Source organism: Microbispora sp. NPDC049633 (assembly GCF_040675265.1).
GTDB lineage: Bacteria > Actinomycetota > Actinomycetes > Streptosporangiales > Streptosporangiaceae > Microbispora > Microbispora maris.
The window spans coordinates 47,238-60,406 of the sequence record NZ_JBFAOO010000012.1 but is presented as its reverse complement, the minus strand read 5'-3'; the positions used below and the strand labels follow the sequence as shown (position 1 = coordinate 60,406).

General features: G+C 68.8%; 13 protein-coding genes. 7 read left to right on the top strand and 6 right to left on the bottom strand.

Annotation, left to right across the window (positions count from 1 at the left end):
* Positions 1 to 80 precede the first annotated feature (80 nt).
* The 4 genes from AB0J39_RS05630 to AB0J39_RS05615 are packed head-to-tail and all read right to left on the bottom strand — an operon-like array spanning position 81 to position 4,140.
* Complete coding sequence (locus AB0J39_RS05630) at positions 81 to 1,250, bottom strand: S8 family serine peptidase (protein ID WP_363462178.1); 1,170 nt, start codon at positions 1,248 to 1,250, stop codon at positions 81 to 83.
* Positions 1,244 to 2,149, bottom strand: coding sequence for a hypothetical protein (locus tag AB0J39_RS05625; protein ID WP_363462176.1), 906 nt, complete (start codon positions 2,147 to 2,149; stop codon positions 1,244 to 1,246). Before AB0J39_RS05625 ends, AB0J39_RS05630 begins: the two co-directional genes overlap by 7 nt.
* 9 nt (positions 2,150 to 2,158) lie before the next feature.
* On the bottom strand, positions 2,159 to 3,427 hold the full coding sequence (locus AB0J39_RS05620) for a S8 family serine peptidase (protein WP_363462174.1): 1,269 nt from the start codon (positions 3,425 to 3,427) through the stop codon (positions 2,159 to 2,161).
* On the bottom strand, positions 3,421 to 4,140 hold the full coding sequence (locus AB0J39_RS05615; RefSeq protein ID WP_363462172.1) for a hypothetical protein: 720 nt from the start codon (positions 4,138 to 4,140) through the stop codon (positions 3,421 to 3,423). The genes AB0J39_RS05620 and AB0J39_RS05615 overlap by 7 nt, the downstream gene beginning before the upstream one ends.
* A 151-nt stretch (positions 4,141 to 4,291) precedes the next feature.
* On the opposite strand from AB0J39_RS05615, the gene AB0J39_RS05610 reads away from it, so the two are divergent.
* Both AB0J39_RS05610 and AB0J39_RS05605 read left to right on the top strand, forming a co-directional pair.
* Positions 4,292 to 4,756, top strand: coding sequence for a hypothetical protein (locus AB0J39_RS05610; protein WP_363462170.1), 465 nt, complete (start codon positions 4,292 to 4,294; stop codon positions 4,754 to 4,756).
* On the top strand, positions 4,756 to 5,067 hold the full coding sequence (locus AB0J39_RS05605; protein ID WP_363462169.1) for a transcriptional regulator: 312 nt from the start codon (positions 4,756 to 4,758) through the stop codon (positions 5,065 to 5,067). Before AB0J39_RS05610 ends, AB0J39_RS05605 begins: the two co-directional genes overlap by 1 nt.
* 68 nt (positions 5,068 to 5,135) lie before the next feature.
* Here the strand turns inward: AB0J39_RS05605 and moeZ are convergent, their stop codons facing one another.
* A complete protein-coding gene (gene moeZ, locus AB0J39_RS05600) occupies positions 5,136 to 6,314 on the bottom strand; it encodes an adenylyltransferase/sulfurtransferase MoeZ (RefSeq protein WP_363462167.1) in 1,179 nt (392 codons plus the stop codon).
* A 98-nt stretch (positions 6,315 to 6,412) separates the two neighbouring features.
* The gene (locus tag AB0J39_RS05595; RefSeq protein WP_363462165.1) at positions 6,413 to 7,327 is read right to left on the bottom strand and encodes an alpha/beta fold hydrolase; all 915 of its coding nucleotides are present in this window, start codon (positions 7,325 to 7,327) and stop codon (positions 6,413 to 6,415) included.
* A gap of 392 nt (positions 7,328 to 7,719) precedes the next feature.
* Here AB0J39_RS05595 and AB0J39_RS05590 point away from each other — a divergent pair, with 392 nt between their 5' ends.
* From AB0J39_RS05590 to AB0J39_RS05570, 5 genes are all read left to right on the top strand, one after another.
* Entirely contained in the window at positions 7,720 to 8,310 is a 591-nt protein-coding gene (locus tag AB0J39_RS05590; RefSeq protein ID WP_363462164.1) for a hypothetical protein, read from the top strand.
* Positions 8,311 to 8,713: 403 nt separating this feature from the next.
* A complete protein-coding gene (locus AB0J39_RS05585) occupies positions 8,714 to 9,319 on the top strand; it encodes a hypothetical protein (protein WP_363462163.1) in 606 nt (201 codons plus the stop codon).
* Positions 9,320 to 10,108: 789 nt separating this feature from the next.
* The gene (locus tag AB0J39_RS05580) at positions 10,109 to 10,576 is read left to right on the top strand and encodes a hypothetical protein (RefSeq protein WP_363462162.1); all 468 of its coding nucleotides are present in this window, start codon (positions 10,109 to 10,111) and stop codon (positions 10,574 to 10,576) included.
* Between the two features lie 713 nt (positions 10,577 to 11,289).
* Positions 11,290 to 11,817, top strand: a complete 528-nt coding sequence (locus AB0J39_RS05575; RefSeq protein WP_363462160.1) for a hypothetical protein — start codon at positions 11,290 to 11,292, stop codon at positions 11,815 to 11,817.
* A gap of 650 nt (positions 11,818 to 12,467) precedes the next feature.
* Entirely contained in the window at positions 12,468 to 13,022 is a 555-nt protein-coding gene (locus AB0J39_RS05570; protein ID WP_363462159.1) for a hypothetical protein, read from the top strand.
* The last annotated feature ends 147 nt before the right edge of the window (positions 13,023 to 13,169 follow it).

The following is a 13,169-nucleotide window of genomic DNA, read 5'->3' as shown; positions in this document are numbered from 1 at the left end:
CCGGAAACAGCAACATCGGGAGTACCGCGTCCGAAATGCTGCGAAACGGCTGCCAACATGTGATCACCGGCGGCATCCGGTCATCGGCGCAGCAGCGCGAGCGCGCCGAGGCAGAAACCGCCTATTCCAAGCAGAACGGCGATGCCGTAGATCCAGAGCCTAGCCGGATCCGGCCCCGGGCGCGCGGGGCCCTGCGATACAGGGCCCTTGCCGAAGTGCGCGTCGTCCTGGACCGCCGAGGCGGGACCGTATCCGGTCAGCTCTCCGGCCTTCCGCAGGGCCGCCGCCGCGTCCACTACGCCGAATCCGATTTTGTCGTCATAACCCGCGGCCGGGTGGGGCCGGGATGTCGAGGTCAGCGCGCGCGACACCAATTGCGGCGGCAAATCCGGATATTTAGCCTTTATCAGTGCAATAGTTCCCGCGACGATCGCGCTGGCCACTCCGGTCCCCGACACGGTCCCGTGGCGGCCGCCGGCGAGAGCGGCCGGCACCCGGTCTCCCGGCGCGGCGACCAGGACCGAGAGGTTGTCGCTGCTGCCCGCGGTCTTGGCGCCCCGGCGGTCGGCGGCGGCGACGCCGATGACCCCGGGGTAGCCCGCGGGAAAGCCCCAGTAGGAGGTGCCGTTCTGCCGGGCGTAGGGCGACCGGCCCGCGTCCCCCGCGGCCGCAACGAGCACGACGCCCCTGGCCAGCGCGAAGGAGACGGCGTCCCGCTCCGCGCGGTCCACGGCGTACACGGGGACGGGCAGGCAGATGACCTTGGCTCCCCGCCCGATCGCGTAGCGGATGCCGCGCGCGATCGGGCTGTCCTGCGACTCCCCCGCCGCGCCCTCGGGATCGACGGAGCCGCCCTGCGGCCGCCGGGCCACCACGGGCAGGGACAGCACCCGCGCCTCCGGCGCGACTCCGGAGATCCCCCCGCCGCGCCCGCTCCCGGCGATCACGGAGGCCATCGCGGTCGCGTCGTCGCCCGACTGCGCCGTCTCGTCGCCGAACGTCGTGCCCGTCATGTCCGGCCCGCGCTCGACCCGGCCGCCCAGCTCGGGCACGCCGGTGTCGGGCTGCCCTGCGCCGAGCAGGGCGACGGTCACGCCCGCGCCCTTGCTGACCTTCCACGCGGCGGCGGCGCCGACGGCGTCGAGCGCCCATGTCGCGTCCTCGCCGCCCGGCGCCGCCGCCCAGGCCGCCGGGCCGGCCCCCAGCAGGACGGCCGTCAGCGCCGCGCAGGCGGAGGCCGGCCTCAGCACACGTTCCCCTGAGTGCAGCGGGGAACGTCTGGGGGCTCTCCGAGGGCGCGCGCGATGCGCCCGGCCACGGTCTCGGCCGCGGGCCACATCTCGCTGTTCACCTGTTCCTCCAAGGGGACGGAGGCACGAGTCCTGCCGTCGGTGTACCCCGCCGTGGAGAAGACGATGTACGGCCCCGCGCCCACCCATCCGGTGCGCTGGCGCTGGGCCGCGCCGAAGATGTCGGTGACCGTGCCGGGGAAGGCCACCGGCCGTACGCCCACCCGGTCGTCCACGGGCAGTTCGCCGGCCGCGTCGGTGCGGGCCTGCTCGCTCGGCAGCACGGCGACGCCCACGGTGACGGCGAACGTCGAGGTCTGGTCGACGTAGGTGGCGCGCAGCATGGTCTGGCAGCCGTACTTGCGCAGCACCGACGCCACCGGCGAGTCGGCCGCGGCCCCGCACGCCGCCTCGGGGGCGATGCCGACCCGATGCGCGTACTGCTGCGCGCGGCCGAGCGCCGTGTAGGGAAGCTCCTCGGGGAAGACCATCCCGGCGGGCCACGCGCGCCATCGCCGGGCCACGTCCTCGGCCACGTAGCGGGCGCGCTCGGCGTCGGTGAGCGGCCGGGACCTGTTCTCCTGGATCAGCCCGACCGATCCCAGCAGCACGTTCACCGCCGCAACGGCGAGCACGACGCCCATGATCGTGAGATAGAGCGAGCGGAAGCGGACGCCGCGCTCGAGTTCGGCCCGTTCCCTGGCCGCCAGTGCGGCGGCGGCGCGCCCTCTGGACGCCGTCCAGGGCCGCGCTCGGGCGCGGCGGGCGGACGCGCCGAGCGGCAGTGCCCGCGGGCCCGCCCGCCGGAGACCGGACGGCGTCCGTGCCGTCTTCGGGGTGCGGGACTGCTCGGGCGGCATACCTCGATGCTACGTCGGCAGGCCCGTCGGCCAAGGAGCCGGCGGCAGCGCGTCGTCCTCCTCCCGCTGCCGTCTGCGCGCCCGCCGCGTGAGCACGAGCAGGACGGCCACACCCGCGCCGGAGCCGGTGAAGGCGCCGAGCGCGATGCCGCCGTAGAGGAGGATCGCGCCGGTGTCGCGCTGGACGACCATGATCGGGTCATGCTCCTCGGCGGCGGAGCGGACGGGACGCGAGGGACTCTGCACACCAGCCCCCGACGCCGTGGCGCTGTGGCGGGCGAGGGTGGCCGCGACGCTCAGCGCCCGGTACGCGTTGACCACCCCGAATCCGGTGCCGGTGTTGTACGGCCCCCGGCGGGCCGGCGACGACGTGAGCGCCTGCGCGACGAGGGCGGGCGACATGCGGGGGTAGCGCGACTTGATCAGCGCGGCGACGCCGGAGACGAGCGCGGTCGCCTGGGAGGTCCCCCGGCCGACCCAGTACTCGTCGCCCGGCCCGGCCCCGAGGACGTCGACGCCCGGGGCGGCCACCATGACCGAGGAGTTGCGGTTGGAGAACGAGGCCCGCCGCAGCGTGGACGTGACGGCGGCCACCGAGATCACACCGGGGATCGAGGCGGGGTAGGAGTACGGCGCGGTCCGCTTGCCGGCGCCGTCGTTGCCCGCCGCCGCGACGAGGACGACGCCCTTGGAGATCGCGTAGCGGATCGCCGTGCGCTCGTCCTTCGTCGGCATGTCCTTCGACAGCGACAGGTTGATGACCTTCGCGCCGTGGTCCACGGCGTACCGGATGCCCTTGGCGACCACGGCCTCGTACCGCGTGTCGGAGTTGAACGTGCGGAACCCTGGCTCCTCGTCCTCCAAAATCACGCGTACGGACAGCACCTTGGCCTCCGGCGCGATGCCGATGATGCCGTCGGCGCCGCCCGGGCCGTGCCCGTGCCCGGCGATGAGCGAGGCCATGTACGTGCCGTGCAGGCGCACCGGCTGCACCCCGCGCGGGTTCGCCCCGACGGTGAAGTCCCTTCCGGTGACGACCGACCCGGCGAGGTCGCGGTGGTCGGGATCGACGCCGGAGTCCAGGACCGCGACGGTGACGCCCCTGCCCCTGGTCAGCCGCCAGGCGTCGTCGACGTCGAGGGTGCGCAGCACGTCCTGCTGGCTGAGCCGTACGTCGTCGGCCCCGGCCGGGCCGGGGGCGAGGAACGCGCCGGCGGGCAGGGCGAGCAGCGCCGCGGCCGACGCGGCCAGGGCCTTGCGCCGCAGCGCGGTCAGCATCGCCACTCCTTGGCGGTGCAGTCCGGGGACGCCGGGGCCGTGAGGATGTCGCCGACCTTCTCGGCCAGATCCTCGGTGAACGAGAACATGGTGTCCCGCTGCTCCCCGAGCGCACGTGCCGGACGCCCGTCGACCTGCCCCGCCGTCGTCATGACGAGGTACGGCCCGGCCGCCCGCAGGGTCAGCGCCTGGCGTCCGCCCGCCGTGAAGCGGTCGGTCACCGTGCCGGGGAACGCGAGGGCGCGCAGCCCGGGGGCGGCCGACCCGTCGCTCGGGAAGATGGGGATGGCCGAGCGCGCCCCGAGCGCGTCGGGGAAGGCCGCCACGCCGATCGTCACCACGATGCCCTGCAGGGCGTCGAGGTAGGTGGCCCGCAGGATCGCCCGGCAGCCGGCCGCTCTCATCTGGTCGGCGATGGCCGCGTCGACGGCGCCGCGGCAGTCGGTGCGCGAGGAGATGCCCACCCGCCGCGCCAGCTCACGCCCGCCCTGCTCGCTCGTGTAGACCAGCGTGGCGGGGAAGATCCGGCCGGCCGGCCAGCGCTCCCATCGCAGCGCCGTCTCGGCCGCCTGAGCCTCGCGCAGCTCGGCGGCGCTCGGTCCTCTGGTCAGTTCGGCGACAGCGGCGCTGGCCGCGATTCCGCCGACGATCGCGAGGACGAGGGTGATCGCGGAGGCCACGGCCACGGCCGGCCAGGTCCGCGTCTCGCCCACTGCGCCTCCGTTCCCGTCGTGGCCTCCCTCCTTCAGTGACCTTAACGCGACCTACCGACCGGCATCCCCACAAATGTCATGGAAAGTACTTGACGCTTCGGAAAGTAGAAAGTACTTTCCATGATGGAAAGAGAAGCGAGAGGAGCCCCCCATGAACCCCGAGGAAGCGGCTCAGAGCCTGGCGGCGATCCGGCAGACCCAGGCGAAGGCCGTCAGATCCCAGCCCTGGTTCCCGGCCTGGTACGCCGTCGGGGTCGGGCTGTTCGTGACCGGCGTGCAGTTCGTCACCGAGCCGGGCACCCCCGTTCCGGTGACGGTGATCACGGGTGTCCTGCTGTGCGCCGGCATGGGCGCACTGATCGCCGTATTCATCCGGACGCGCACGATGACGACCCACCGCAGTCTCATGCGCGCGGACGCCCTCGCGGTCTTCGCCGTCTGGCTCTTCGTGAGCATCGGGATCTGCCTGGCCGTCGCCTTCCGCCTGAGCGCGGCCGAGGTGGCCTACGCCCGCACCTACGGCGGCCTCGCCATGACGGGGTTCCAGCTCGTCACCGGGCCCTTCGTCGGGCGCTGGGTCTCCGCGCTGCTCGCCCGCGGGATCGAGAGCCGCTGATGGAGCTCGATCCGGTCATCCACGCGCCGACCCGGCTGCAGATCGTCTCGCTGCTCGCGGCGGCCGAGGAGGCGGAGTTCGGGTTCGTCCGCGACACCGTCGGCGTCAGCGACTCCGTCCTGTCCAAGCATGGCAGCGCGCTGGAGACCGCCGGGTACGTCACCGTACGCAAGGGCTACGTGGGCAAGCGGCCCAAGACGTGGTTCAAGCTCACGGAAGAGGGACGGGCGGCCTTCACCGCGTACGTCGAGAACCTGCAGCGCCTCGTCGCGCCCAGCGGCCTCACGGTCGTGCCGGACAGGCACGAATAGCACGAAGACGGCGCGTCACGACGACGGCCGCCGCCTCGGGCAGAGGCGGCGGCCGTCGTCGGTTCGCGTCAGTAGGTCGGCAGGCTGGGGTCGACCGTCTTGATCCAGCTCAGCACGCCGCCGCCCACGTGGACGGCGTCGGAGAAGCCGGCGTTCTTGAGGACCGCGAGGACCTCGGCCGAGCGGGCGCCCGACTTGCAGTGCAGCACGATCTTCTTGTCCTGCGGCAGCGTCTCCAGGGCCGAGCCGTTGAGGAACTCGCCCTTGGGGATCAGCACGGCGCCGGGGATGTTGACGATCTCGTACTCGTTCGGCTCGCGGACGTCGATGAGCATGATCTCCTCGCCCCGCTCGCGCATCGCCACGAGCTCGGCCGCGGTGATCGTGCTGCCGGCGGCGGCCTGCTGCGCCTCGTCCGAGAGCGTGCCGCAGAACGCCTCGTAGTCGATCAGCTCGGTGATCGACGGGTTCTTGCCGCACAGCGGGCACTCGGGGTCCTTGCGGACCTTGACGTCCCGGTACTTCATCTCGAGGGCGTCGTAGATCATCAGGCGGCCGACGAGCGGCTCGCCGACGCCGGTGATGACCTTGATGGCCTCGTTCACCTGGATGGAGCCGATCGACGCGCACAGCACGCCGAGGACGCCGCCCTCGGCGCAGCTCGGGACCATGCCGGGCGGCGGGGGCTCGGGGTAGAGGCAGCGGTAGCAGGGACCGTGCTCGGCCCAGAAGACGCTGGCCTGCCCGTCGAACCGGTAGATGGACCCCCACACGTACGGCTTGCCCAGCAGCACCGCCGCGTCGTTGACCATGTAGCGGGTGGCGAAGTTGTCCGTGCCGTCCACGATGAGGTCGTAGCCGGAGAAGATGTCCATCACGTTGTCGGTCGTGAGAGCGACGTTGTGAATGATGACGTTGACCAGCGGGTTGATCTCACGCACGCTCGCGGCGGCGGACTCGGCCTTCAGGCGCCCCACGTCCGACTGCCCGTGGATCACCTGGCGCTGCAGGTTCGACTCGTCCACGACGTCGAAGTCGACGATGCCGAGCGTCCCGACCCCGGCCGCGGCCAGGTACAGCAGCGCGGGAGAGCCCAGGCCGCCCGCGCCCACACACAGCACCTTGGCGTTCTTCAGGCGCTTCTGACCCGCCATGCCGACGTCGGGGATGATCAGGTGGCGCGAGTAGCGGCGCACCTCGTCGACCGTCAGCTCTGCTGCCGGCTCTACCAGCGGTGGCAACGACACAGTTCCACTCCCGTTTTCGTGCCAATGTCGCGCTCGGCTCCATGGGCCCATCACAAGCTCTTCTCACAACTTAACCGGGGTGGCCCCGCATTCCCCAATCAGGCTGTTCGGCGCAGAGATTCCCTGGTGTAGGCCAGCAGGCGCCGTGCCTCCCGGGCCACGAGCTCGGGATACTCCATCTGCGCCACGTGACCGGCGTGCGGAAGTGTGACCAGGCGCACGTCGTGGAAGACCCGTCCGGCCCGGTGCGCCATGCGGGCGTGGACCAGCCGGTCGCGCAGGCCGTACACGACGAGGGTGGGCGCGGAGACCCGCTCGGCCTGCCGCCAGAGGTTGTCCGGGCCCAGGCGGAAGTACTCCCGCACGATCGCGCGGGCGCAGCCCACCATGGCCGCCCCCGCGTGCGGCAGCCCGTCGCGGCGGCGCAGTTCCTCGACCGCCTCGCGCAGCCGCTCCGGGTGGACCCGCCCGACGTCGGCGTAGCACATGCTGAGTGTCGCGTGGATGCGCCGCTCCGGCGGCAGCGCGCTGAGCCAGCGGGCGGCCAGCTCGCCCAGGCGCGGGGCGGCCGACATCGCGATCCTGGCCGGGCCGTACCTCGGCAGCAGGTCGGGCAGTGCCGGCGAGACCAGCGTCAGCGACCTGACGAGGTCGGGCCGTGTGGCCGCGACCCGGACCGAGACCGCGCCGCCCATGGAATTGCCGAGAAGGTGGACGGGCCCCTCCCCCAGGGCCTCCACCAGACGGACCACCGCTCCGGCATGGGCGGGAACCGAGTAGTCGCCGTCCGCCGGCTCCGGGGAGTGCCCCGCCCCGGGCAGGTCGACGGCGACCCCCCGCACGTCGTCGGCGAGCTCGCCCATGAGGTCGGTCCAATTGGTCGCCGAGCCCGCCAGGCCGTGCACGTATACGGCGGTCTCCGGCGGCCCTTCCGGGGTCGTCCGCACGTGGATGCGCGCGTCCCCCAGATCGATGAGCCGGCCGGGCCACGGTGGAATCGGCTCGACACCCACGCGTCCTCCCCTGTTCGCCTCGCGTTCTCGACCATAACCCCGCCCGTACGCCACCTCGGCGGGCACTCCCGCTACCCCGGGGGCACGGGATCGATCATCCGGGTTCGCCCCGATCGGCGAGAGCGACATAGGGCCAATATCACCCCTATTCGGACATTTCGAAATGCGGATAGGAATCACAATTCGGACCAATGCGATGCTACCGGTGCCAACGATGCCAATAAAGAGATAAGTGAATGGCAAAAGCCGCTGATCGCCGTTTGTCGCTCGGACGGTGAGGAAAACAAGACAATGCAGGGATGATCCACCAAGGATCATCAGTAAGGGCATTTTCCGAGCGACTTGGAAAACGCCGGAGTGTCGGGGCAACAATCCTTCAAGGAGGACATGAAATGCCCAAGTTCAACAACCTGGCCGGGATCCTCGCGATCAGCGCCGCGCTCACCGGCGGTGCCGTAACCCTGGGTACCGCTGTCGCCGCCACCAGCGCGAACGCCGCCACCGTGATGGGCGGCTACGTGGGCGGGGGTGGCTACTACCCCTACGCGAACTACAACCGCAACCGGAACGGGCAGCGGCAGAAGAACAAGGCCCTGAACGGCAACAAGAACAAGAACAAGAACAAGACGAAGCAGTGGCAGCACGAGCGGCAGAACCAGGGACAGCACCAGTTCCTGCTGCGTGACTTCACTCTCGTTCTCACGCCGTTCCAGAAGACGGACACCGACGCGCGGGCGCTTCCGTACAACTGGCAGTACGGCAACACGCAGTCGTACCCGTACACCCGTACGAACAGCTACAGCGACCAGTTCAACAACCCGCGTCAGGCCCAGGACACCGTGGACCAGCCGAAGACGAACACGGCCACCGAGGTCAACCCGCGCATCAAGAAGAAGGACATCGACGCGGACATCGACGTGGACGTGGAGAAGGAGAAGAAGTTCGAGAAGAAGGGCATGGACCAGCCGGAGATCGTGCCCTGACGGAATCCGCACGAGCGGCCTCGGTGAACGTCCCGGCCACGGCGGGTGACGTGGAAACCGACGGCCACCCGTACTCGTGACCCGCGGTCTCGTCTGAGCCGCGACCCGCGAGCGACGCACGGCACACGCGCGTGACGGAGCGGCGGACACCGCCCTGCGGGACGGGCGGCGACCGGATGACCGTGAGACACGGCGCCGGCGCCACCCGTCCGCCGCTCCGTCCGCGGTCCAACGAGCAGTTGAGAGAGCAGAGCACCGGCGGCGTGTTCGAGGAGAGGGCCGCCGGTGCCGGGCCAACGCATCGCGCCGCGTCACATACGACGGCGCCGAACCCACTACCACCCGCCCTGGTCCCCTCACCGGACCGGGCCGGGGTCGCGATATTCAGAGGAGAAACACCCAAATGTCCGCGTTGAAGAACATCGCCGGGCTTCTCGCCCTCGGCACCGCGCTGAGCGGCGCAGCCATCGCGCTCGGCGGCGCCACCGCCGGCACGGCGAGCGCAACGACCGTCATGGGCGGGTACGTTCCCGCTCCGTCCGGCGGCGTCCGCTACGTCCGGCCGAGCTACAACCGCAACTACAACACCAACCGGCAGGCCCAGGGGCAGAAGGGCCGTAACAAGAACAAGAACAAGAACAAGAACAAGAACCACGAGTGGCAGCACGCTCGTCAGTCGGAGAACCAGAGCCAGTTCCTCCTGCGTGACTTCACGCTGGTTCTGACGCCGTTCCAGAAGTCGTCGAACGGCTCCGCCGCGGTTCCGTGGAACTCCCAGTGGTCGCAGAACTCCACGATTCCTTACACCAACACCAGCGACTACAACCAGCTGCACAACCGGCCCTGGCAGGACCAGTCCTCGCAGACCGAGCCTCGCACGAACACGGCCACTCAGCTCAACCCGCAGGCCAAGACCAAGGATGTCGACATCGACGTCGACGCCGACATCAAGAAGAAGGAGGAGAAGAAGGAGCCGAAGCCTATCGTCACGACGACGCCGATGCCCTGATCCGGGTCCTACCGCGCCGCCGACTGACCGGCTGCGATGAGAACCGGGCCGCGGGCTCGGGAATCGATTGACGGGCGCCCGTGCTCACCGCGTCCGTGGACCAGTGTCCACGGGTCCGCGGGGAGCACGGGCGCTCCGCGCTGCCCGCAATCCCCGTCCCCCACCACCCTCCCGACCGCGCGGCGCCCCTGCGGGGCGGACTACAGACACGTTCCTCCGACCACCCGATCCGGCCGCGCGGCGTCCGCGCGCCGGCTTCAGACACGTGCCCGGCGGACCACAACCCGGGGCCAGGCCGCCTCGCGGCTCTCTCCGATCGGCACGGCGCTCGCCGGATGCGGCCGCCCCGCCTCCGCTCCGCCCCCGGCCCGGGCCCGCCTTTCACCCGTCCACCGCGCGGCTTCACGCCCGTCGTACGTACGCCCGGCGTCGGCCGGCTCTACGAGCCGCCCCGGTTGTGTCCCCGCTCCCCCGCGCCCGCTTTTCCGCCGGGACGTCCGCACGCGTCCGGCGTTCACCTCGCCCGGCACGCCGTCCGTCTCTGCCACCGCCAACTCGGGACGAAAATCGGACATTCTGGGACAAGTCGCCCTTTATTATTCTAAGTCCCGCCATAAAGTGCTAATAGCTGATCAAAAGCCGCATAGGTGCGTTTGTCGGCCTCGCCCCTCGGACATCAACGTATCGCAGGAACCCGGCCCACGGGGGCCATAGAGATATTTCTCTCGAATCTCCAGCGAGAAATATCGAAGGATGCGGGGAATTCCAATTCTTTCAAGGGGGACAGCAATGCCCAAGTTCAAGAACGTTCTCGCCGGCCTCGCACTCGGCACCGCGATCGCCGGTGGTGCGATCGCCATGAGCGCCACAGCCGCGAGCGCCGGCTGCGGAGACGGCTTCTTCGGTCTCGGCGGCATGCCGCCCCAGAACAACAACTTCGTTCCCATCGGCCTGAACAACAACAACAATTGCGGCAACGGGTTCAACAACAACTGCGACAACAACAACTTCTGCAACAACAACCAGAACAACAACTTCTGGAACAACCAGAGCTTCTGGAACCAGAGCGCGTTCTGCGACAACCTCGACAGCGACTCCAACTTCGCCATCGTCGGCCCCTGCGCCACGATCGCCTTCAGCGACAAGACCAACCGCGAGAGCAACTGGTTCAACAACGGCTGGTTCCAGAACAACAACTGGTTCAACAACAACCAGAACAACTGCTGGAACAACAACAACAACAACTTCTGCAACTGAGAAAGGCGGGGCCGGCATCGGCCCGCGAGACGACCGCGCCGCTCGGAATCCTGACAGGTGCAGCGATGACGGAACCGGCCGGCCACACCGTCCTCCACCGCCTCGACAGGAGAACGGCGCCCTGAGGCGCAGTCACGTTCCCGCGGCGTCGCAAGCTCCGTGAGCACTCCACGCTCCGGGAACGGCCGTTCGATCAAGCAGAGACAAGGGCTCCGGCGAGACTCTCGCCGGAGCCCTGACTTTTTCCCGTACCGCTTTCCGTTCGGCGTTCCCGTACGGCGGACACGGGCACGGCAGCCGAGGCGACGAACTCGCATGCCGGGTTCCGGCAGCGAGGCGCCAGGACGCCTCTCCCGGCCCGGCCGAGTGGGCCGGAGCAGTGCCGGTGGCACGGGCCCGACGACGCTCCACAACGCCACACCCGCTCCGGTCGCCGCCTCCGCGTCGCTCTCCCCGCCGAGCTCCGACGTGCGAGCGGCCCATCCACAAATCGGTCAATCAAGACATTTCTCTTTCAATGCCTCTATGTCAGTCCATAAGACTCTAACTAGTGATCAAAAGCCTCAGATACTCGTTTGTCCTGCCAGCGCGCTGGAAATCATGACAGCACAGGAAGTTAGGGCCCAATTGGGGGCCCGAAGGACATTTCTTACAACCATGAGGAATGGCCTAAACAAATTCAGGGATACTGAATCCTGTCAAGGGGGACACGCATGTCCAAGCTCCACAAGATCATCGCTGGTCTCACGCTCAGCTCCGCCGCCGTCGGCGGCGCGCTCGCCCTGGGCGCCGGCGCCGCCGGCGCCGCGACCAGGACCGGCGATGTCGACCGTCCCATCGTCCGAGACGGCCTGGCCAACGGCGTCGACGACAGCACGGGCGGCATCGCCCAGGGCAACCGGGGCATCGGCGAGCGCGGTGATCGGGAGAACGTCTTCCCTGTCTTCTTCAACCCGAACAACAACAACATCGATCGCAACGACCGCAACCTGAACCAGAACCAGAACGACAACAGCAACTGGTGGAACAACCAGAGCTTCTGGAACCAGGGGGCGTTCGCCGACCGGCGTGACGACTTCTCCGGTTTCGGGCTCGTCGCCAAGGACGTCGCGATCGGCTTCCAGGACAAGACGAACAAGGACAACACCTGGTTCAACAACGCCTGGTGGCAGAACAACAACTGGTGGAACTGCAACGACAACAACTGGTGGAACAACAACAACAACGACCGCGTGAACTGAGAAGGCAGGTCCAGCGGCTCCTGCGAGACGATCACGCCGTTCCTATGAGGTGACGGATCCGGAGAACCTCCCACGAGGTCTCCGACCCCGGCACACGGACTGGCGCCGTTGAATGCAGAGACACGTTCCTCGACCGGCCGGCCGCTCGCTCACCGAGCGACGGCAGCCTGAACGGGGACGGCCGTCAATCCTCCTACAGTGACAACCAAGGGCTCCGGCGGGAAGGTTCCGCCGGAGCCCTGCTCTTTTTCCCTGGCCGCCGTCACCGCCGCCACAGGCTTCCCTCCGCGCTTTTCCCCGCCCCGCGATCGCAGCCGCTCCCGGACCTTCCCGGCCAGCCCCACCGCATCGCGACGCGGAAAGCCTGCACCCCGGCCGCCGGACGTCAGATCGCGGCCGCACCAGAGGGGCAAATCGTACCTATCACTACATAAGGCGCATTATCCATCGAATCAAGCCTATACGCAGCTAATCATTAACTAAAAGCAGCAGGCGTCAGTTTGTCGGGCCGCCCGGCAGGAAATCACCACTAGCGTCGGAAGCAAGGCTCGATAAGAGCCACGAAGGAATTTCCGTCCACAGCAGGCGGATGGGAAATGCCGACAGACGCAGGGCAATTCGAAATCGAATCCTGTCAGGGAGGAATCATAATGCCCAACCTCAAGAAGATTTTCGCAGGGCTCGCGCTCAGCACCGCCGTCGTCGGCGGGGCCGTCGCCATGGGTGCCACGGCCGCCAGCGCCGACGACAACCCCTTCTTCTTCAAGAAGAACGACAGCCCCATCGTCAAGGACGGCGCGGCCAACGGCGTCGACGACAGCACGGGCGGCATCGCCCAGGACAACAAGAAGGGGAACGACTTCCCGAACGCGTTCTTCCCGAACAACAACAACAACAACAACCGGGAGCGCAACGACCGCAACCACAACATCAACGACCGCAACCAGAACAACTGGTGGGACACCAACAACTGGTGGGGCCAGAACCTCTACAAGGACGACAAGGCTGAGCACGACGCCTTCGGCCTCGTCGCCAAGGACGTCGCCTTCGGCTTCCAGGAGAAGGACGACCGGGCCTTCAACTGGCTCAACAACAACTGGTGGGCCGACCAGAACTGGTGGGACCACAACAACAACGACTGGTGGAACCGCAACGACCGCGAGCACATCAACAACGGCAACAACGCCAACAAGAACAACGTCTGATCCGCGAGGCCTGACGCCTCGCGCGACACCGCGCCGTCCGGTCGGATGACAGAGGCCAGTGGGCGGGGCCCACGAGGTCCTCTCCGCCACCGGCTGGGGACGACACGCAGATGAGTGCAGCCAGGCGTTTCCGGCGCATCCGCGCAC

Bases quoted from the DNA above. Each gene is read 5' to 3' on its own strand.
- AB0J39_RS05625 (WP_363462176.1), bottom strand. From the start codon at position 2,149: ATGCCGCCCGAGCAGTCCCGCACCCCGAAGACGGCACGGACGCCGTCC.
- AB0J39_RS05620 (WP_363462174.1), bottom strand. From the start codon at position 3,427: ATGCTGACCGCGCTGCGGCGCAAGGCCCTGGCCGCGTCGGCCGCGGCG.
- AB0J39_RS05610 (WP_363462170.1), top strand. From the start codon at position 4,292: ATGAACCCCGAGGAAGCGGCTCAGAGCCTGGCGGCGATCCGGCAGACC.
- AB0J39_RS05605 (WP_363462169.1), top strand. From the start codon at position 4,756: ATGGAGCTCGATCCGGTCATCCACGCGCCGACCCGGCTGCAGATCGTC.
- AB0J39_RS05590 (WP_363462164.1), top strand. From the start codon at position 7,720: ATGCCCAAGTTCAACAACCTGGCCGGGATCCTCGCGATCAGCGCCGCG.
- AB0J39_RS05585 (WP_363462163.1), top strand. From the start codon at position 8,714: ATGTCCGCGTTGAAGAACATCGCCGGGCTTCTCGCCCTCGGCACCGCG.
- AB0J39_RS05580 (WP_363462162.1), top strand. From the start codon at position 10,109: ATGCCCAAGTTCAAGAACGTTCTCGCCGGCCTCGCACTCGGCACCGCG.
- AB0J39_RS05575 (WP_363462160.1), top strand. From the start codon at position 11,290: ATGTCCAAGCTCCACAAGATCATCGCTGGTCTCACGCTCAGCTCCGCC.
- AB0J39_RS05570 (WP_363462159.1), top strand. From the start codon at position 12,468: ATGCCCAACCTCAAGAAGATTTTCGCAGGGCTCGCGCTCAGCACCGCC.